The 17,625-nt window shown below is 68.4% G+C and carries 15 protein-coding genes; 5 read left to right on the plus strand and 10 right to left on the minus strand.

The window, feature by feature from the left end; translation table 11 throughout:
- The first annotated feature begins 25 nt into the window (after nucleotides 1–25).
- Nucleotides 26–1,066: an EF-P beta-lysylation protein EpmB gene (epmB, locus tag AB1281_RS12790; RefSeq protein ID WP_430346087.1), complete on the plus strand. Its 1,041-nt coding sequence runs from the start codon at nucleotides 26–28 to the stop codon at nucleotides 1,064–1,066.
- Between the two features lie 74 nt (nucleotides 1,067–1,140).
- Here epmB and AB1281_RS12795 read toward each other — a convergent pair whose 3' ends face one another.
- The 3 genes from AB1281_RS12795 to AB1281_RS12805 form a co-directional block, all read right to left on the minus strand.
- On the minus strand, nucleotides 1,141–3,267 hold the full coding sequence (locus tag AB1281_RS12795) for a putative bifunctional diguanylate cyclase/phosphodiesterase (protein WP_014037876.1): 2,127 nt from the start codon (nucleotides 3,265–3,267) through the stop codon (nucleotides 1,141–1,143).
- Nucleotides 3,264–4,139: a phosphate/phosphite/phosphonate ABC transporter substrate-binding protein gene (locus AB1281_RS12800; RefSeq protein WP_424143769.1), complete on the minus strand. Its 876-nt coding sequence runs from the start codon at nucleotides 4,137–4,139 to the stop codon at nucleotides 3,264–3,266. The genes AB1281_RS12795 and AB1281_RS12800 overlap by 4 nt, the downstream gene beginning before the upstream one ends.
- Before the next feature lie 103 nt (nucleotides 4,140–4,242).
- Nucleotides 4,243–5,013 carry an RNA methyltransferase gene (locus AB1281_RS12805; RefSeq protein ID WP_430346088.1) on the minus strand — a complete coding sequence of 257 codons (771 nt, stop codon included), beginning with the start codon at nucleotides 5,011–5,013 and terminating at the stop codon, nucleotides 4,243–4,245.
- Nucleotides 5,014–5,133: 120 nt separating this feature from the next.
- Here AB1281_RS12805 and AB1281_RS12810 point away from each other — a divergent pair, with 120 nt between their 5' ends.
- Nucleotides 5,134–5,961, plus strand: a complete 828-nt coding sequence (locus AB1281_RS12810) for an inositol monophosphatase family protein (RefSeq protein ID WP_005417749.1) — start codon at nucleotides 5,134–5,136, stop codon at nucleotides 5,959–5,961.
- A gap of 654 nt (nucleotides 5,962–6,615) precedes the next feature.
- Here AB1281_RS12810 and htpX read toward each other — a convergent pair.
- Nucleotides 6,616–7,482: a protease HtpX gene (htpX, locus tag AB1281_RS12815; RefSeq protein WP_014037878.1), complete on the minus strand. Its 867-nt coding sequence runs from the start codon at nucleotides 7,480–7,482 to the stop codon at nucleotides 6,616–6,618.
- A gap of 93 nt (nucleotides 7,483–7,575) precedes the next feature.
- On the opposite strand from htpX, the gene gluQRS reads away from it, so the two are divergent.
- The 3 genes from gluQRS to phaR all read left to right on the plus strand — a co-directional run bounded on the left by gluQRS (nucleotide 7,576) and on the right by phaR (nucleotide 9,983).
- Complete coding sequence (gene gluQRS, locus AB1281_RS12820) at nucleotides 7,576–8,496, plus strand: tRNA glutamyl-Q(34) synthetase GluQRS (protein WP_430346089.1); 921 nt, start codon at nucleotides 7,576–7,578, stop codon at nucleotides 8,494–8,496.
- 17 nt (nucleotides 8,497–8,513) lie between these two features.
- The gene (phbB, locus tag AB1281_RS12825) at nucleotides 8,514–9,254 is read left to right on the plus strand and encodes an acetoacetyl-CoA reductase (RefSeq protein ID WP_430346090.1); all 741 of its coding nucleotides are present in this window, start codon (nucleotides 8,514–8,516) and stop codon (nucleotides 9,252–9,254) included.
- Nucleotides 9,255–9,437: 183 nt separating this feature from the next.
- The gene (phaR, locus tag AB1281_RS12830; RefSeq protein ID WP_430347001.1) at nucleotides 9,438–9,983 is read left to right on the plus strand and encodes a polyhydroxyalkanoate synthesis repressor PhaR; all 546 of its coding nucleotides are present in this window, start codon (nucleotides 9,438–9,440) and stop codon (nucleotides 9,981–9,983) included.
- Between the two features lie 74 nt (nucleotides 9,984–10,057).
- Here the strand turns inward: phaR and AB1281_RS12835 are convergent, their stop codons facing one another.
- The 6 genes from AB1281_RS12835 to AB1281_RS12860 all read right to left on the minus strand — a co-directional run bounded on the left by AB1281_RS12835 (nucleotide 10,058) and on the right by AB1281_RS12860 (nucleotide 17,604).
- The gene (locus AB1281_RS12835) at nucleotides 10,058–11,020 is read right to left on the minus strand and encodes a TraB/GumN family protein (protein ID WP_430346091.1); all 963 of its coding nucleotides are present in this window, start codon (nucleotides 11,018–11,020) and stop codon (nucleotides 10,058–10,060) included.
- 2 nt (nucleotides 11,021–11,022) lie between these two features.
- On the minus strand, nucleotides 11,023–11,952 hold the full coding sequence (locus AB1281_RS12840; RefSeq protein WP_430346092.1) for a DUF1684 domain-containing protein: 930 nt from the start codon (nucleotides 11,950–11,952) through the stop codon (nucleotides 11,023–11,025).
- An 11-nt stretch (nucleotides 11,953–11,963) separates the two neighbouring features.
- A complete protein-coding gene (mutL, locus tag AB1281_RS12845; RefSeq protein WP_430346093.1) occupies nucleotides 11,964–13,868 on the minus strand; it encodes a DNA mismatch repair endonuclease MutL in 1,905 nt (634 codons plus the stop codon).
- A 121-nt stretch (nucleotides 13,869–13,989) separates the two neighbouring features.
- Entirely contained in the window at nucleotides 13,990–15,558 is a 1,569-nt protein-coding gene (locus AB1281_RS12850; RefSeq protein ID WP_197588113.1) for an N-acetylmuramoyl-L-alanine amidase, read from the minus strand.
- An 82-nt stretch (nucleotides 15,559–15,640) separates the two neighbouring features.
- Complete coding sequence (gene tsaE, locus AB1281_RS12855) at nucleotides 15,641–16,123, minus strand: tRNA (adenosine(37)-N6)-threonylcarbamoyltransferase complex ATPase subunit type 1 TsaE (protein WP_049405932.1); 483 nt, start codon at nucleotides 16,121–16,123, stop codon at nucleotides 15,641–15,643.
- The gene (locus AB1281_RS12860; RefSeq protein ID WP_430346094.1) at nucleotides 16,120–17,604 is read right to left on the minus strand and encodes an NAD(P)H-hydrate dehydratase; all 1,485 of its coding nucleotides are present in this window, start codon (nucleotides 17,602–17,604) and stop codon (nucleotides 16,120–16,122) included. Before AB1281_RS12860 ends, tsaE begins: the two co-directional genes overlap by 4 nt.
- Between the last annotated feature and the right edge of the window lie 21 nt (nucleotides 17,605–17,625).

Raw genomic sequence — 17,625 nt, forward strand, 5'->3', positions numbered from 1 at the left:
GGTGGGCGACTGTTTTTCTGCCCCCATGATAACCGCAGGCCCCCTCTCCATGCAGCTTTCCGCCTTCCCCCGGCCCCAGTCGCCAGGCGCGCCCGCGCGCTGGCAGCAGCTCTGGCGCCAGGCGCTGCGCGACCCGCACGCCCTGCTGGCCCGGCTGCAGCTGGACCCGGCCGCGCTGGGCGTCTCGGAGGCGGCCATCGCCCAGTTCGCGCTGCGCGTGCCCGAGGGCTTCGTGGCGCGCATGCGCGTGGGCGATGCGGCCGACCCGCTGCTGCGCCAGGTGCTGCCGGTCGACGAGGAAATGCGTCCGGCACCCGGGTTCAGTTTCGATGCGGTGGGTGATGGTGCCGCCAGGAAGGCCACCGGGGTCATCCAGAAATACCGCGGTCGCGCCCTGCTGGTCGCCACCGGCAGCTGCGCGATCAACTGCCGCTACTGCTTCCGCCGCCACTTCGACTATGGCGCGGAAAACGCCGCCAAGGGCGGCTGGCAGGAGGCCGTAGCCGCCATCGCCGCTGACCCGGACATTGACGAGGTGATCCTGTCCGGTGGTGACCCGCTGTCGCTGGCCACGCACAAGCTGGTGGAGCTGACCGACGCCCTGCGCGCGATCCCGCACATCCGCCGCCTGCGCATCCATACCCGGCTGCCGATCGTGCTGCCGGAGCGCGTGGACGAGGAGCTGCTGGCCTGGCTGGGCAGCCTGCCGTGGCCGCTGGCGATCGTGGTCCACGCCAACCATGCCAATGAGTTCGACGCCAGCGTGGACGCGGCGATGGGCCGCCTGCGCGGTGTCGGTGCCCAGCTGCTGAACCAGGCCGTCCTGCTGCGCGGGGTCAACGACAGCGTGCAGGCCCTGCAGGACCTGAGCGAGCGCAGCTTCGCCGCCGGCGTGCTGCCCTACTACCTGCACCAGCTGGACCGGGTCGAGGGCGTGGCCCACTTCGAAGTGGACGACAGCCAGGCCAAGGCGCTGATTGCCGGCCTGACCGCACGCCTGTCCGGTTACCTGATCCCCAAGCTGGTGCGCGAACTGCCCGGCGACCCGAGCAAGCGCCCGGTGTAACAAAAAAGGGGACGGAGGGAATTAAGTCGCTTATGCATTTGCGACTTAATTCCCTCCGTCCCCTTTTTTTGGGGTCAGACGCCCGATTCGATCATCCGCACCACTTCGGTGGCGGTCACCGGGTGGCTCAGCCAGTAGCCCTGGCCGAGGTCGCAACCACGCTGGGCCAGCAGCTCGAACTGTGCCTGCTGCTCGATGCCTTCGGCCACCACCGTGATGCCCAGCGCGTGGGCCATGGCGATGATCGCCGTGGTCAGCGCCAGATCGTCGGGATCGCGCTGCATGTCGGCCACGAAGCTCTTGTCGATCTTCACCCCGTCCACCGGCACCTGGCGCAGATGGCTGAGACCGGAGAAGCCGGTCCCGAAATCATCCAGCCAGACCTTCACACCGGTGCGGTGCAGCTTGTCCAGCAGCTGCGCGGCGACCATCTCGTCGCCGATCACGGCGGTTTCGGTCAATTCCAGGTGCAGGCGCGAGGCCGGCAGCCCGGACTCGTGCAGGCACTGCGCAACCAGCGCCGGCAGCTCGCCGCCGCGCAGCTGCCGCGGCGATACGTTCACCGACACGAACAGATCGTCGCCGCCCGCGCCCCGTGGCCACTGCGAGGCTTCCATGCAGGCCGCACGCAGCACCTTCGGGCCGATGATCTCGATCAGCCCGCTCTGCTCGGCCACTTCGATGAACACCGACGGCGGAATCGTGCCCAGGGTCGGGTGCTGCCAGCGCAGCAGCACTTCGACGCCGACCATGCGGCGGTCGCGCATGCGGAAAATCGGTTGGTAGGCCAGGCGCAGCTCGCCGCGCTCCCAGGCCCCGCGCAGTTCCTGCTCCATGTGCACGCGGCGCTCGACCGCATGGTCCATCGCCCGGCTGTAATAGCGGTAGCAGTTCTTGCCAGCCATCTTCGCCTGGTACATGGCGATGTCGCCGTTCTTCAGCAGCGTGGTTGCATCGGCGGCATCGTCAGGGAACAGGGTCACGCCGATCGAGGTCCCCAGGAACAGCTCCCTGCCCTGCACCACCAGCGGCTTGCCCAGTTCGCGCACCAGCACCTCGGCCAGCAGCCGCGCGTTGGCGGCCACGTCGCCATCACCGACCAGGATCACGAACTCGTCGCCGCCGAAGCGGGCCAGCAGCGCCTCATCGCCGCCCGCCTCGGTGACCGCGCGCCCGATGCGCTGCGCGAACTGCAACAGCGCCTCGTCACCGGCCTCATGGCCGAGGGTGTCGTTGACGCGCTTGAAATCGTCGATATCGGCGAACAGCAGGCCCAGCCGATGATTGGATGCGCGCGCCGCCATCAGGCGATGGTCCAGCGCTTCCCGGAACGCCAGCCGGTTGGTCAACCCGGTCAGCGCATCGGTATAGGCCATGCGCCGAACCTCGCGGTCATGGCGGGCGATGGAATCGCGCATCCGGGCAAAGCCGCGCACCAGCTCGCCGACCTCGTCGTCGCGGGTGTTCTCAGCCAGCGGCGCCTGGTAGTCGCCGGCCTCGATGCGGCGCGCTGCGGCAGCCAGGTCCCGGATCGGCGCAACCAGGGTGCGCTGCACGTACAGGATCACCACCACGCCAATCACCACCAGCAGGCCCAGCATCAGCAGCAGCCAGCCCAGGTGGCGGCTGCCGACCTGCTGCAGGCGCTCGCCGAGCGTGGCATTGGCCGCCTGTTCGCGCTGCTGCACCTCGTCCAGCGCCATGCCGACGCGGACGCCGCCGATGCGCTGGTTGCCGACCATGATCGGCATGGTGTTGTCGAGCACCTTGGGCGATTCCTGCACCACCAGCGCCTGCGCCACCGCGGCCTTGGGCGCCAACGGATCGGCCATCGGCTGGCCGAAGCCGGACACCTCGATCGAGCCGTCATGCACCAGCCGGCCGCGTTCGTCGAACACCAGTACATAGCGCACGACCGGCTGCCGTGCGGTGCTGCGCACCAGCGCACCGACCTGGTCCAGGTCGCGGTAGTACAACGGGTTGGCCAGCGCGTCGGACAGCTCGCGCGCCATCGCTTCGCCGCGGCTGCGCACGCTGCGGTCGAACAGTTCATGGATGACGCCACCACTGAGGTTGCGCACTTCGCCCTGCATTGCCGCCTGACGCCCCAGCAATACCGCCAGGATCGCCACCACCACGACCATCGCCCCGCCCATCGCGAGCAGGAACCGGGCCTGCATTCCCGAGCCGAGCCACTTCATTCCACTTCCATCCGCACGCGCGTCAATCCTTGTTTCAATTCATCCAGCCGCTGCTGCGCATGCGCATCGACGCGGTGGAAACCGGAAGTGCCGAAAAACCGATGCAACGCCCCCTGCGCCTGCGGGTCACTGGCCGCCTGCAGCAGGACTTCCTGCAGCCGGTCGCGCACCCGCGGGTCAAGGTCGGCGCGCACCATCTCCACCGCCCGCGGGTAGGGTTCGGTGCGCAGCAGCTCGCGGAAGTCGCGCCGGAATGCCGCCGGCACCCGTCGCTCGTCGTTCCAGTCCACGCTGCTCACCGCCCCCACCTCGACCACGCCCTTGTGCACGAACGTAGCGATGTTCAACTCGCTGCGCGCGAACACATACCCCACGCTGTCCCGGCCCGGCATATCCCACGTACCCGCCAGGATCTGCGGTGACAACCCTTCCTGCAGCAGCGTCATCACCGGCACCAGGTAGGCACTGGTGGACGCCGTGTTCTGCAGCGCCAGGCGATGCCCGCGCAGGTCCTGGATCCGCTGGATTGGACTGTCGCGGCGCACGAAGAACACGGTCTGGTACTCACGCACGCCGTTGCGCTCGGTCAGCAGCAGCGGCCGCGCGCCACTGCGCTGGCCCAGCGCCACCGCCGTACCCGACGTTTCCGTGACCCAGTCGACCCGCCCCCGCCGCAGATAGCTGGCCATCTGCTGCGGGTCGCGCGCCATCAGGATCCGCCCCTCCTTGATGCCGACGTCATGCATGCGTGCCACCACATAGTCCAGCAACGGCTGCAGCTGCTCGTAATGGGCCTTGGGATCATCGCTGATCCGGCCCAGCACCAGCACCGGGTCCGGTGCTGCATGCACCGTCCCGGCCAGCAGGATCATGACCAGGCTCAGCAGTCCCCTCTGCACTGCCCTTCGCAGACCCGACACAGGCTTCATCCCCCCTGGGTATCCAGACAGACTACCCGAAAAAATGAGAACGTCGTCAGCTGTCCTTGTTGCCCGCTTGTGCCAGTCGCGCCATGCGCTGGGTGTCGGCCAGGATGCCGCGCAGCAGGCGCACTTCCTGCTCGCTCGGCTCGCTGCGCAGGAACAGGCGTCGCAGCTTGCGCATCGCCGATTCCGGCGCGCGGCCCTTGTGGAAATCGATCTCCTCCAACGTGTCGCCGAGCTGGGCGAAGAAGCTCTCCATCTGCTCGTGGCTGGCCGCCTGTTCGCGGAAACCCGGTTCGGCGTCGGCGGCCGGCTGCGCGCCCAGCAGCTGCATGCGCGTTTCATAGGCCAGCACCTGCACCGCGGCAGCCAGGTTGAGCGAGCTGAACTCCGGGTCGGACGGGATATGCACCGCCGCATGGCAGAGCTGCAGTTCCTCGTTGGTCAGGCCGGTGCGTTCACGGCCGAACACCAGCGCCACCTCGGCCCCTTCGCCGGCCTTGGCCACCGCACGGGCGGCGGCATCGGCCGGCAGGTACTCCTCCAGCTGGACGCGGCGGGCACGGGCGGTGCAGCCCAGCACCAGGCGGCAATCGGCCACGGCCTCGGCCAGGGTGGCCACCACCGGGGCGTCCCCCAGCACGTCTTCGGCACCGGCCGAGCGGCGGAAGGCCTCCTCGTCCAGCGGTTTTTCGGGAGCGACCAGCACCAGGCGGGCCAGGCCCATGGTCTTCAGGGCACGGGCGGCAGCGCCCATATTGCCGGGGTGCTGGGTACCGACCAGGACGAATCGGAGGCGGGTGGCGGCGGGAAACTGGGACATGAACAGGGAAAAGGTCGAGCTGGACGATGACCAATGGTAAACTGTGCGGCCGGCCACTGCGCCGGACCCGCTCTTTTCCCCCGCCAGTCCATCTCTTCTGCCTTTCCGGGAGCCCACGCCATGCAGAAACCCGCCGTAACCGTCATGGTCAAGGCCGCCCGCCTCGCCGGCAACGTCCTGTTGCGCAACATCAACAAGCTCGAGGCACTGAACGTGGTGCAGAAGGGCCGGATGGACTACGCCAGCGAAGTGGATGCGGACGCGGAAAAGGTCATCGTCAAGGAACTCAAGCGCGCTTACCCGGACTACGGCATCTTCGGCGAAGAAGGTGGCGTGCAGGGCGAGCGCCGCCAGATGTGGGTCATCGACCCGCTGGACGGCACCAGCAATTACCTGCGCGGCGTGCCGCACTACTGCGTGTCGATCGCCCTGGTCGAGAATGGCGAGCCGACCGATGCGGTCATCTTCGACCCGCTGCGCAATGAACTGTTCACCGCCAGCCGTGGCGCCGGCGCCGTGCTGAACGACCGCCGCATCCGCGTGGCCGACCGCAAGGACCTGGAAGGCACGATGATCCACACCGGCTTCGCCCCGCGCGAGCGCAGCCGTGCCAGCGCCCAGCTGAAGGCGGTCGACGCCCTGCTGGTGCACGGCGAGGACATCCGCCGCACCGGCTCGGCCGCGCTGGACCTGGCCTACGTGGCCTGCGGCCGCGCCGACGCCTACTTCGAAGCTGGCGTGAAGGCGTGGGACATCGCCGCCGGCCTGCTGCTGGTCCGCGAGGCCGGTGGCAAGGTCTGCGACTTCAAGGGCGCGACCCTGGGCCGCATGGACAACCGTGGCCCGGAGACCCACCAGATCGTGGCCGGCAACCTGAAGGTGGCCGAGTCACTGCAGAAGGTGCTGGTCAACACCGGTTACGCCGCCGAGTTCGACGCGAAATTCTGAGATTCCGTATAAAGCGGTTCATGGAGACGGCACCTGCGAAGGTGCCGTTTTCGTTTGCGCGCACGGAGATTCGTTTCCGCCACTGCGGAGGGGTGTCGCTTTCTTTGCTCGTGCAAAGAAAGTAACCAAAGAAACACGCCGCCGGGGCGCGAGCCGATGCTGCGCATCGGTACCCTGCGCTCCTCGGTTCGTCGAGGGACGGTGCGGGAACTCGCTGCGCTCAGACACCCGCACCTCTTCGCCCTCGCCGGACCTGCGGTGCTCGGCTCGCTCAAGGCGGACCCAAGGTCAAATGCCACAGCTGCACCCAGTAGATCCACGCCATGCGTGGATGCTGTTGCCGTTGATCTTGACCTTCCAGTCTGCCTTGAGCGAGCCGAGCATCGCAGGGGAATCAGGGGCGAAGAGGCGCCGGTGTTTGAGCGCAGCGAGTTCGGCGCCGTCCCCTGATTCGCCGAGAAGCGCAGGGTACCGGCGCGTAGCGACGGCTCGCGGCCGGCGGAGCGTTTCTTTGGTTACTTTCTTTGCGCGCAAAGAAAGTGACACCCCTCCGCGGTCGCGGAAACGATCGGGCGCCACCGATGCGTCGACGCGCAAACAAAAACGCCCGGCGCGAGGCCAGGCGTTCCTGCACTACCGTGGAAGTACGGAGGCTTACGCCGCCGTCGATGCCCGCAGCGCGGCGATGCGCTCTTCCAGCGGCGGGTGGCTCATGAACAGCTTCTTCGCCGTCGAACCGGCAATACCGAATGCCGCGATCTGGGTCGGCAGCGTGCTCTGGCCGTGGTTGAGCTGCAGGCGCTCCAGCGCGGCGATCATCTTCTGGCGGCCGGCCAACGAGGCACCGCCGGCGTCGGCACGGAACTCGCGGTGGCGCGAGAACCACATCGAGATCATCGTGGCGAACAGGCCAAACACCATCTCCAGCACGAACACGATGATGTAGTAGGCGAAGCCGCGGCCGCCACCTTCGCGGTTGCCCGACAGCGCGCTGTCGATGATACCGCCGACCACGCGGGCCAGCACGATCACGAAGGTGTTCAACACGCCCTGCAGCAGTGCCATGGTGATCATGTCACCGTTGGCGACGTGGGCGATCTCGTGGCCCAGCACCGCTTCGGCCTCGTCTTCGCTCATGTTGTGCAGCAGGCCGGTGGACACTGCCACCAGCGCGTTGTTGCGGTTGGCGCCGGTGGCGAAGGCATTGATCTCCGGGCCGTCATAGACCGCCACTTCGGGCATGCCGATGCCGGCCGCCTTGGCCTGGCGCTCGACAGTGGCCAGCAGCCAGCGCTCGGTCTGGTTGCGCGGCTCGGTGATCACCACCGCACCGGTGGAGCGCTTGGCCATCCACTTGGACAGCAGCAGCGAGATGAAGGAGCCACCGAAGCCGAAGATCGCGGCCATGACCAGCAGGCCGCTCATCTGGCTCGGATTGACCCCCAGCAAAGACATCACGATGCTGGCGAGGATCAGGACCGCGAAGTTGGTCGCCAGGAACAGGGCAATGCGGGTAAACATGGGAAAATCCGGCTCGGAAGGGGTCGATACCGGTCAATTTGCGGTGTGGTCAGCTTGAATTCAAGCGCCAACCTGACCGACGATTCAGCCAGCATGACCTCCCCCATTCCCTGCGGCCGCTTCGCGCCCTCGCCGACTGGCCTGCTCCACCCCGGATCCCTGCTTGCCGCCTTCGGCAGCTGGCTGCTCGCCCGCCATCACGGCGGCCTGTGGCGGCTGCGCGTTGAAGATGTCGATCCGCCGCGCACCGTATCCGGTGCAGCGGATGCGCAACTTCAGGCACTGGCCGCGTTCGGCCTGGTCCACGACGGCCCGATCCTCTGGCAGAGTTCGCGAGGCGAGGCCTACCAGGCTGCCCTGGACGTGCTGCTGGCCAGCGACCTAGCCTTCGTCTGCCACTGCAGCCGCAGCGAGCTGGCCGCCAGCGGCGGCATCCACCACCGCTGCGTCGCGCGACAGCCACGACCGGACCCTGCCGTCCGCTTCCGCGTGACGCGCGGCAGCATCGTGCACTTCAATGATGGCCTGCGCGGGCCGCAGCACCAGGACGTGCATGCCGAGGTTGGCGACTTCGTGTTGCGCCGTGCGGATGGCTGCTGGGCCTACCAGTTGGCCGTGGTGGTCGATGACGCCGCACAGGGCGTGACCGAAGTGGTGCGCGGCGCCGACCTGCTCGATTCCACCGCGCGGCAGATCCTGCTGCAGCAGGCATTGGGCCTGGCGGTGCCACGCTACTGGCATCTGCCGCTGCTGCTCGATGCCCCGGGCCACAAACTGTCCAAGTCGCTGGCGGCGCTGCCGGTGGACACCTCGCGCCCGCTGCCCGTGCTGCGCCAGCTCTGGCAGTTGCTGGGCCAGGCGCCTGCCGCCCTGGACCACGCGCACGATCTGGACGCGCTGCTGGCCGCGGCTCGACAGGCCTTCGACCCTGCCCAGCTGCCGCGCACCGACATCCTGCTGCCGGCCGGCGCACTTTCCGCGCCGATGTTGCAGAATCCCCCTTCCCCCACCTGATACCCGGACAGCATTCCATGACATCTCGCGTCGCACTGGTCACCGGCGGAACCGGCGGCATCGGTACCGCCATCTGCCAACGCCTGGCCGACCAGGGCCACCGGGTCGCCACCAATTACCGCGACGAGGCCAAGGCCCGCTCCTGGCAGCAGGCGATGACCGAACGCGGCTACAGCGTGTCGATCTTCCCGGGCGATGTCTCCGATCCGGACAGCGCCGAAGCGCTGGTGCGCGCCGTCGAGGCCGAGCTGGGCCCGGTCGAGATCCTGGTCAACAACGCCGGCATCACCCGTGACACCACCTTCCACCGCATGCGCGCGGACCAGTGGCACGATGTGATCAACACCAACCTCAACTCGGTGTTCAACGTCACCCGGCCGGTCATCGAAGGCATGCGCCGCCGCGGTTGGGGCCGGGTCATCCAGATCAGCTCGATCAACGGCCTGAAGGGCCAGTACGGCCAGGCCAACTACGCCGCGGCCAAGGCCGGCATGCATGGCTTCACCATCTCGCTGGCGCGCGAGAACGCTGGCTTCGGCATCACCGTGAACACCATTTCGCCCGGCTACGTCGCCACCGACATGGTGATGGCGGTTCCGGAGGACGTGCGCGCCAAGATCATCGCCGACATCCCCACCGGACGCCTCGGCAAGCCGGAGGAAATCGCCTATGGCGTGTCCTTCCTGGTGGCCGAGGAAGCCTCGTGGATCACCGGCAGCAACCTGGACATCAACGGCGGCCACCACATGGGCTGGTGAGCCGCGCAGGGGGCCCTCGCGGCGATCACCGCCGGCCCCTGCCAAGAGTCATGCTGCGCAGCACGCAAACCCTTGTTGCGCAACATGATCGCCCCTGAAAGCCAAGCCTGGCGGGGGCTGGGGCGGTTGCAACCGCTGCTGCACTGCGCCATGCTGCGCGTCTACTGTGACGAGTACCGCTTCATGGCTGCGACCCGCATCATCAAGAAGTATCCGAACCGCCGTCTCTACGACACCGAGATCTCCAGCTACATCACCATCGAGGACGTGCGCCAGCTGATCCTGGACGGTGAAGACTTCGAAGTCCGCGACGCGAAGAGCGGCGACGACCTCACTCGATCGGTCCTGCTGCAGATCATCGCCGACCAGGAACAGGACGGCGAACCGATGCTGTCCACCCAGCTGCTGAGCCAGCTGATCCGCTTCTATGGCGATTCCCTGCAGGGCTTCATGGGCAACTACCTGGAGCGCAGCATGCAGGTCTTCCTCGACCAGCAGCAGCAGTTCCGCCAGCAGATGGGCAACCTGCTGGGCCAGACTCCGTGGGCGATGATGAACCAGCTGACCGAGCGCAACCTGGAGCTGTGGCAGGAATTCCAGCGCAGCATGGGCAGCGGTTTCGGTGGCCCGCGCCCGGGCGGCACCGGAACGGGCACCGGCACCGGCACCGGCAACAAGCCCGGCGAACCGGGCACCGGCACCGGCACCGGCGGCAAGACCCGCCGCTGAGCGGCAGCTACGGCTGATACGAAAACGGCGCGCCCCTGGCGCGCCGTTTTGTTTGGCATCGCGCCAACGATGCGTCAGCGTTTCGCCTTGCACCCCGTGCACACGCGCTCGACCTTGTAGCCCTTGGCCTTCAGCTTCTCGACCACGCCATCACTGCCCAGCAGGTGCAGCGTGCCGACCACCACCAGCGTACCGCCCTGCCCGGCCTGCAGGTACGGCTGCAGCTTCGGTACCCAGGCATCGTTGCGCCCGGTGTTGATGCGCTGATACAGCTGCGGATACTGCTGGCGCATCTCCGCCGCCATCTTGGTCCACAGCAGGCGTTCGTCGCCGCGCCGCCATGCATCATGCAGCAGCCGCGCCTGCTCATCGGCCTTGCCGGCCTGGTCCAGCGCTTCGGCCAGCATCTGCCGCTGTTCCTGCACCGTCATCCCGTCAAGCATGCCGATCTGGGTATCGATGTCCTCCAGGCCAGCGGTCTTGCGGCCGGTCTTCTGCGCGCGCTCCATGAAGTGGCGGTCCAGGCCCAGCGCCGGGTCCAGGCCCAGCTTCTGCATCTGCCCGACCGAAATGCTCAGGCCGACGAACCAGGCCTTCATGCCCTGCATCTGTGCCAGCGGCAGCTTGTTCTCGGTGGCAAAGGCCTGCAGCTTCTGCCAGGTCGCCGCATCGAGATCACGCTTGAGCTCGCTGCCATCGGTGCGCGTCGCGGCCTGCACCATGCGGCTGGCCAGCTGTGGCGACTGCATGTCTTCCGGCGACAGCTCGAACACTACCCGCTGCGAGGCTTCGAACGCCTGTTCGACATCGGGTGACAGCGGGTAGTCCTGCGGTTTCAGCAGATGGAACGACCCCAGCAGGTACACGCGTGCATCGCCCGGGCCGGTGACTTTCCACAACAACGGTACGGGCGGCTTGGCCGCCGCGGTGGTCGCGGCCGCAGCCGTGGCGCCCGGCGCGTCGCGGGCGGTGGCCAGTGGCGCCATCGCGCACGCCGCCATCAGCAGCGCGGCACGGAACAGATGTTTGATCGGCATGGTCAGCCTTCTCCTTCAGGCAGGTGGTAAGCCTTCTCGCCCGCTTCCACGCGCAGGTCCAGCCGGTTTTCCGGTGGCGCCAGCGGACAGGTGGCGTAGGCGGTGAACGCGCACGGCGGGTTGTAGGCATGGTTGAAATCGATGCGCACGGTGCCGTCTGCGGCGGGCGCATCGGTATCCAGGTAGCGCCCGGCCGGATAGCTGCCGCGGCCGCTGGTGCGGTCGGCGAAGATCAGGAACAGCGGCTGCCCGGGCGCACCGATCGCTTCCAGCCGCCAGCTGCGGCCGTCGCGCTGGAACTCGACTGCGCCGGCATTGGGCATCTCGGTGGTCAGGCCGGTGATGTCGACGACCGGCAGGGTCTTGCCCGGCGGGTGCGCGATGAAGCGCGCCTGCACCTGCCAGTCCGCACCGCCCGGCCAGTACTGCAGGCCGGCGAAGTCACGCCGCGCAGGCGCATCGGCATGCTTGACCCGCAGCGCGTCACGCGGTCCCCGGCGGATGATGCTGAGCTGCCCCTTGCCGCCATCGAAGGCCAGCAGCGTCGGCTGCGCGTCCTTGTCGGTGTCGACGCGGATGCGGCCGCGCACCGGCTGGCCATCATGACTGACATCGACACCGGCTTCAGGCGTGAACCACCACTGCGTCCCTTCGCGACGCAGCAGGCCCAGCTTGTCCGGGCCAACCGTCAGGCGGATGCCGTTGGTAGCGCCGCTGCCAACGAAATGGGATTTGTTCTGCAGCCAGTGCAGGCCGACCAGGGCCGTCCAGCCATCGGGCCGGGTCAGGTCCTGGTAGCGCGCCACACGCCATTGCTGCTGCGCGGCCGCGTAGGCCGGATCTTCAGCGACCGTCGGTGCCGGCGGTGTTGCCGGGCTGCAGGCGGCCAACACCACGGCGGCCAGCAGGCCCGCCATTCCCCGATAACGCATCGATGCTCCCCTCAACGTCCGCGCAGGAACCAGCGGTCGATCTCCGCCAGCGAAAAACGGGCCCAGGTCGGTCGGCCGTGGTTGCACTGGCCGGACCGTTCGGTGATTTCCATGTCGCGCAGCAGCGCGTTCATTTCCGGCACGGTCAGGCGCCGGTTGGCACGCACCGCGCCATGGCAGGCCATGGTCGACAGCAGTTCGTCGCGTGCACTGGCCACGCGGCGGCTCTGGCCATGCTCGCGCAAATCGGTCAGCACGTCGCGCAGCAGCCCTTCCGGTTCGGCATGCGCCAGCAGTGCCGGAATGCTGCGCACGTGCAGCGAACCGGGGCCGGCACGGGTCACCTCGAAGCCGAGCGCCGCGAGGGTTTCGGCTTCACTTTCGGCGGTGTCGGCCTCGCGCTCGCCCACCGCCAGCGTGATCGGCACCAGCAGCGGCTGCGACTGCAGGCCGATGCCATCGTGCGCGTTCTTCAGGCGCTCGTAGCCGATGCGTTCGTGTGCCGCATGCATGTCGACCACGATCAGGCCTTCGGCATTCTCGGCCAGGATGTAGATGCCGTGCAGCTGCGCGATCGCGTAGCCCAGCGGTGGCACGCCTGCCTCGGCGCTGGTCACCGGCAACCCGTTTTCGGTCGGCATGGGTGGGAGTGCCGCTGCACGCTCGGCACCGGCCGGCGTGGCATACAGCGCGGCATAGGCAGCCGGTGCATCGGCTACCTGCAGGCCCAGTGGCTGCTGCGGTCGCCACCCGGAGAATCCACCACCACCGCCGGAGCCGGCACCGGGTGCCGGACCGCGCACCAGCCCGAAACCGGAGGCGCCCGCGCTCGATGCCGTGGCTGCAACTGCGGCATCCGCCGGATGCACCGGGCCAGCACCGATCTCCTGCGCCGACATGCCGGCGCGGGTATCGGCCAGCGCATCCTTCAGCGTGCGATAGACGAAATCATGGACCAGCCGCGAATCACGGAAGCGCACCTCGTGCTTGGCCGGATGCACGTTGACGTCGACGCGGGTCGGGTCCAGTTCGAGGAACAGTACATAGGCCGGCTGGCGGCCGTGGTACAGCACATCGCCGTAGGCCATCTTCACTGCGTGGGCAACGCTGCGGTCGCGCACCGAACGTCCATTGACGTACAGGTACTGCTGGTCCGCGCTGGCACGCGAATAATGCGGCTGCGCGATCCAGCCATGCAGGCGCAGGCCGGCACCGCTGTGGTCCACGCGCACGGCCTGGTTGGCGAAATCCTCGCCCAGCGTTTCGGCAAGGCGTGCATCGGAATACAGATCGCCCGGCTTGTAGCGCCGCGAGGCCTTGCCGTTGTGCGACACGCGCAGCTCGACATCCGGCCGCGCCAGCGCCAGCGAACGCAGCCACTCTTCGATATGGCCCAGCTCGGTACGCTCGGCGCGCAGGAACTTGCGCCGCGCCGGTACGTTGTAGAACAGCTCGCGCACTTCCACCGTGGTGCCCGGCGCATGCGCGCGCGGGGTCACCTCGCCGATCTTGCCGCCTTCGATCTGCAACGCCGAACCGTGCTCGTCGTGTGCGCGGCGCGAGGACAGGGTGAAGCGGCTGACCGACGCGATCGATGGCAGCGCTTCCCCCCGGAAACCGAGCGTGGCCACCGATTCAAGATCGTCCAGATCGGCGATCTTGCTGGTGGCGTGGCGCGACACCGCCAGTGGCAGCTGTTCGGGCGCGATGCCGCTGCCGTTGTCGCGGATGCGGATCAGGCGTACACCGCCTTCTTCCAGGTCGATGTCGACGCGGCTGGCGCCGGCATCGATCGCGTTCTCGACCAGTTCCTTGACCACCGACGCGGGCCGTTCGACCACTTCGCCAGCGGCGATCTGGTTGATGAGGATCTCCGGCAACGGCCGGATCGGGCGCGGATGGGTAGCAGACGTCATGCGGGGATGATAACGGAGCGGCCGAGGGTAGAGTCGAGCCATGCTCGACTGACGGGCTGCCGACAAGGCCCAGTCGAGCGCGGCTCGACTCTACAGAAAGCGGTAACCCGCCTTCGACGGGTTATTTGCTGCCGCCGGCCATGGTGCCGGCCGCGTCGATCTCAGCCTGGGCGCGGGCGGCATACAACGTGCCCGGCGGCGGCTGGCGGCTGAAGAAGGTATGCACGCCATCCAGCACGGCGCCAGCGATCTTGCGCTGGTACGCCGGGTCCATCAGGCGGCGCTCTTCATCCGGATTGGAGATGAACGCGGTTTCCACCAGCATCGCCGGCATGTCCGAGGTGCGCAGCACCGCGAAGTTGGCGCGCTCGATGTTCGGCTTGTGGTTGTTGCCGATCCGCTTCAGGCCGCCCAGCACGTGGCCGGCCGCGTCTTCAGACGCCTTCATGTAGCCACTCTGCGCCAGGTCCAGCAGCACGTTGGCCAGGGTGCCTTCGGTCTGCTGCAGGCGCACGCCACCCACCAGGTCGGCCGCGTTTTCCTTGTCCGCCAGCCAGCGGGCGCGCTGCGAAGAGGCCCCCTTGGTCGACAGCACGTAGACCGACGAGCCCGTGGCCGAACGGTTTTCGGCCGCGTCGGCATGGATCGAGATGAAGATGTCCGCCTTGTTCGCGCGCGCCTTCTGCGCACGCATCGGCAGCGGAATGAACACGTCGCTGTCGCGCGTCAGGTAGGCCTTCAGGCCCGGCGTGGCGTTGACCTGGCGGGCCAGCTCGCGCGCCACTGCCAGGGTGACGTCCTTCTCGCGCTTGCCGGTCGGGCCGATCGCACCCGGATCCTGGCCGCCATGACCGGGATCGATCGCCACCACCAGGTGGCGCATGCCGGCCTGCATGCGGATACGCGACGCATCGCTGGGCATGGCTGGACGCGGCGGCTCCGCCGGCGTCGGTGCCGGTGTGGGCACGGTGGCCGGCGGCGTGGTCACCACCGCTGCGGTGCGCTGGCCGGCGAGGATCGCGGCCGGCGAGGACGAAGGCGTGCTGCTTGCGGTGACGCCGGCCGCAGCAACCTGGGCCGGCGCGGTGGTCGGTGCCGGGGTCGGCGTCGCCGGTGCGGCGGCAGTGGCGCTGGCCTGCTGCTGTACCTGTGCGGTCAGCAGGGCCGTGGCACGCGCGGCATCGGTGCGCGACTGCGCGCTCTCGGCTGGCGTGGGCGCAGGCGAGGCACCCGCAGCGGATGCCTGCGGCTGTGCGGCCGGCGGCGTCGCCGGGCGGCTGGCGGCCACGGCCGGGCCATCACCCGGCCATTCGATCACCAGCTTGGATTCATTGCCCTCGCGCTGCATCTGCGGGCGGAACGGCGCCACCGATTCGGCGAGGTCGAAAACGACACGGAACGTGCCCGGGACCGGCTGTCCGGTACGCACCGCCGTGACCACGCCCTGCGCGGCCGGCATCTTCAGGTTGCGTATGGCGCTGGAGTCCGGGAAATCGACCACCAGCCGGTTCGGACCCGCCAGCGACAGGGTCTTGTAGCCGCCGCTGCCGACCAGCGAGATTTCGGCTCGGGTACCGGTCGCGCCCGTGTTCAGCAGGACCTGGCGGACTTCGCCGGCCCACGCACTGACGCTCGCCAGACCCAGTCCGACGGCGGCACAGATGGCAATGAGACGGTTCCCCGGGCGCATGGCTCAGGATTCAATCACCGCGCTGAACGGAATGCAACACCTTTTTCCTTAATAATCCGTAACCTGCCGGTGTTTGTTCTCGTCAGCCGACAGAAATGGCCTGCAAGTCGCCCCCTTGGGGCAGCCGTTCCAGCCATTCATGTCCTACGTCGCTGGCCCCAGTGAGACGGACGCGACGCCCCTGCCCCTCGATCTCCAGCGCCACCACCAGGTCGGTGGGCGGCAGCGCGCCGGCGCCCCGTTCCGGCCATTCCACCAGCCACAGCACCGCACTGCCCTCGTCCAGGCCGAGGAAATCCAGCTCGCCGGCCTGGCCAATGCGGTACAGGTCCAGGTGCCACGCCTCACCGCCACTGGCCAGCGGATAACGCTCGACCAGGGTGTAGGTGGGGCTGCGGATCGCACCCTGCACGCCCAGCGCACGCAGCAGCGCACGGGCCGTGGTGGACTTGCCGGCCCCCAGGTCGCCGCGCAGTTCGATCAGCGCCTGCGGCGGCCGGGTGGCCGCCAGCCATTGCCCGAGCAGTTCGGTAGCGTCGCTGTCGGCAAGGAAGAATTCGGTCATGGGGAGAGGTCCGGGTTGGCCAGTCGCCGCAGCGGCACCAGCAGATCAGTAGGAAGCAGGCCGCGCGCTCCGTCAGCGGCAGCCACGTCGCCGGCCAGCGCGTGCAGCAACGCACCCGCGGCCGCGGCATCGAAGGCCATCAGGCCCTGCGCACGCAGGCTGGCGATGATGCCGGTGAGCAGGTCACCCATGCCACCCACGGCCATCCCTGGATTGCCGGCGGCGATCAACCGGGGCGCTTGCCCAGGCGCCGCCACGATGCTGCCGGCGCCCTTCAGTACCACTACGGCGTGGAAACGTTCGGCCAGCCTCTGCGCGCAGGCATAGCGATCGGCCTGGATTTCAGCCGTGCTGCAGCCGAGCAGGCGTGCGGCCTCGCCCGGGTGCGGGGTGAGAATGGCATCGGGCAACGCGCGCGGATCCTGCGCCAGCAGGTTCAGGGCATCGGCATCGACCACCAATGGTTTGGCGCTGGCCAGCACCCGCGCAAACAAGGCGCGTGCCCATTCGTCCTGGCCCAGTCCGGGCCCGATCGCCACCACCTTGGCCTTGTCCAGCAGCGCCGGCAGCACATCGCCGTCTTCCAGTGCATGGGTCATGGCCTCGGGCAACCGGGCCAGCAGTGGACCGACGTGGTCGCGGCGGGTGCCCAGGCTCAACAGCCCCGCACCCGCGCGCAAGGCGGCTTCGGCCGCCATCGCGATGGCGCCGCCGCTGCCATGGTTGCCGCCGACGCACAGCACGTGCCCGGATTCGCCCTTGTGGGTATTGGCGCGACGCGGTGGCAACAGGGCCCGCAACCGCACCTGCGTCCAGTGCTCCGCAGCGGGTACCACGCCATGCCAGGCCGTCGCGGGCAACTGCAGGGGCGCCAGGACCTTCTGCCCGCAATGATCCAGCGCATCGCCGGAATACAGCCCGCGATGCGCCACGATGAACTGCAGGGTCAGTGCAGCGCGTACTGCTACGCCCGGCACCGCCCCGCGGTCGGCATCGACGCCACTGGGAACATCCAGCGCCAGCACCGGCGCCGTCTGCGCGTTGAGCGCGGCAATCAGCGCCTGCGCCGTACCCTCCGGCGCGCGATCGAAGCCCAGCCCGAACAGGGCATCGACCCAGATGTCAGCCCCGGGCAGCGCGCCGTCGAACTCGGCGATGGCGCCGCCTGCGGACCTGAACTCCAGCGCCGCACGCTGTGCCAGCGCGGTCGAAGGCGGCCTGCCCGGCAGGGCGATCACCGTCACCTCGCGCCCGGCCTGCAGCGCGTGACGGGCCAGCACATGGCCATCGCCCCCGTTGTTGCCAGCGCCGACCACCACGCCGATCCGCCGCGCCTGCGGCCAATGCTGCAACAGGCACTGCCAGGCGGCCTGGCCGGCCTGCGCCATCAGGCCCCAGCCGCCGTCGGCGGCCAGCGCCGAAGCCTGCGCATCAAGCGCACGCGCGGCAGCGGAATCGAACAGATCGGCAAGGTTGGCCATGCAGGGATTTTATACTGGTGC

Source organism: Stenotrophomonas sp. NRRL B-14846 (assembly GCF_050473585.1).
Lineage (GTDB): Bacteria > Pseudomonadota > Gammaproteobacteria > Xanthomonadales > Xanthomonadaceae > Stenotrophomonas.

Coding starts and splice junctions, on each gene's coding strand:
- epmB (WP_430346087.1), top strand. CDS start 26: ATGATAACCGCAGGCCCCCTCTCCATGCAGCTTTCCGCCTTCCCCCGG.
- phbB (WP_430346090.1), top strand. CDS start 8,514: ATGACATCTCGCGTCGCACTGGTCACCGGCGGAACCGGCGGCATCGGT.
- AB1281_RS12835 (WP_430346091.1), bottom strand. CDS start 11,020: ATGCCGATCAAACATCTGTTCCGTGCCGCGCTGCTGATGGCGGCGTGC.
- htpX (WP_014037878.1), bottom strand. CDS start 7,482: ATGTTTACCCGCATTGCCCTGTTCCTGGCGACCAACTTCGCGGTCCTG.
- AB1281_RS12840 (WP_430346092.1), bottom strand. CDS start 11,952: ATGCGTTATCGGGGAATGGCGGGCCTGCTGGCCGCCGTGGTGTTGGCC.
- phaR (WP_430347001.1), top strand. CDS start 9,438: ATGGCTGCGACCCGCATCATCAAGAAGTATCCGAACCGCCGTCTCTAC.
- AB1281_RS12795 (WP_014037876.1), bottom strand. CDS start 3,267: ATGAAGTGGCTCGGCTCGGGAATGCAGGCCCGGTTCCTGCTCGCGATG.
- mutL (WP_430346093.1), bottom strand. CDS start 13,868: ATGACGTCTGCTACCCATCCGCGCCCGATCCGGCCGTTGCCGGAGATC.
- AB1281_RS12805 (WP_430346088.1), bottom strand. CDS start 5,013: ATGTCCCAGTTTCCCGCCGCCACCCGCCTCCGATTCGTCCTGGTCGGT.
- AB1281_RS12810 (WP_005417749.1), top strand. CDS start 5,134: ATGCAGAAACCCGCCGTAACCGTCATGGTCAAGGCCGCCCGCCTCGCC.
- AB1281_RS12800 (WP_424143769.1), bottom strand. CDS start 4,139: ATGATCCTGCTGGCCGGGACGGTGCATGCAGCACCGGACCCGGTGCTG.
- gluQRS (WP_430346089.1), top strand. CDS start 7,576: ATGACCTCCCCCATTCCCTGCGGCCGCTTCGCGCCCTCGCCGACTGGC.
- AB1281_RS12850 (WP_197588113.1), bottom strand. CDS start 15,558: ATGCGCCCGGGGAACCGTCTCATTGCCATCTGTGCCGCCGTCGGACTG.
- AB1281_RS12860 (WP_430346094.1), bottom strand. CDS start 17,604: ATGGCCAACCTTGCCGATCTGTTCGATTCCGCTGCCGCGCGTGCGCTT.
- tsaE (WP_049405932.1), bottom strand. CDS start 16,123: ATGACCGAATTCTTCCTTGCCGACAGCGACGCTACCGAACTGCTCGGG.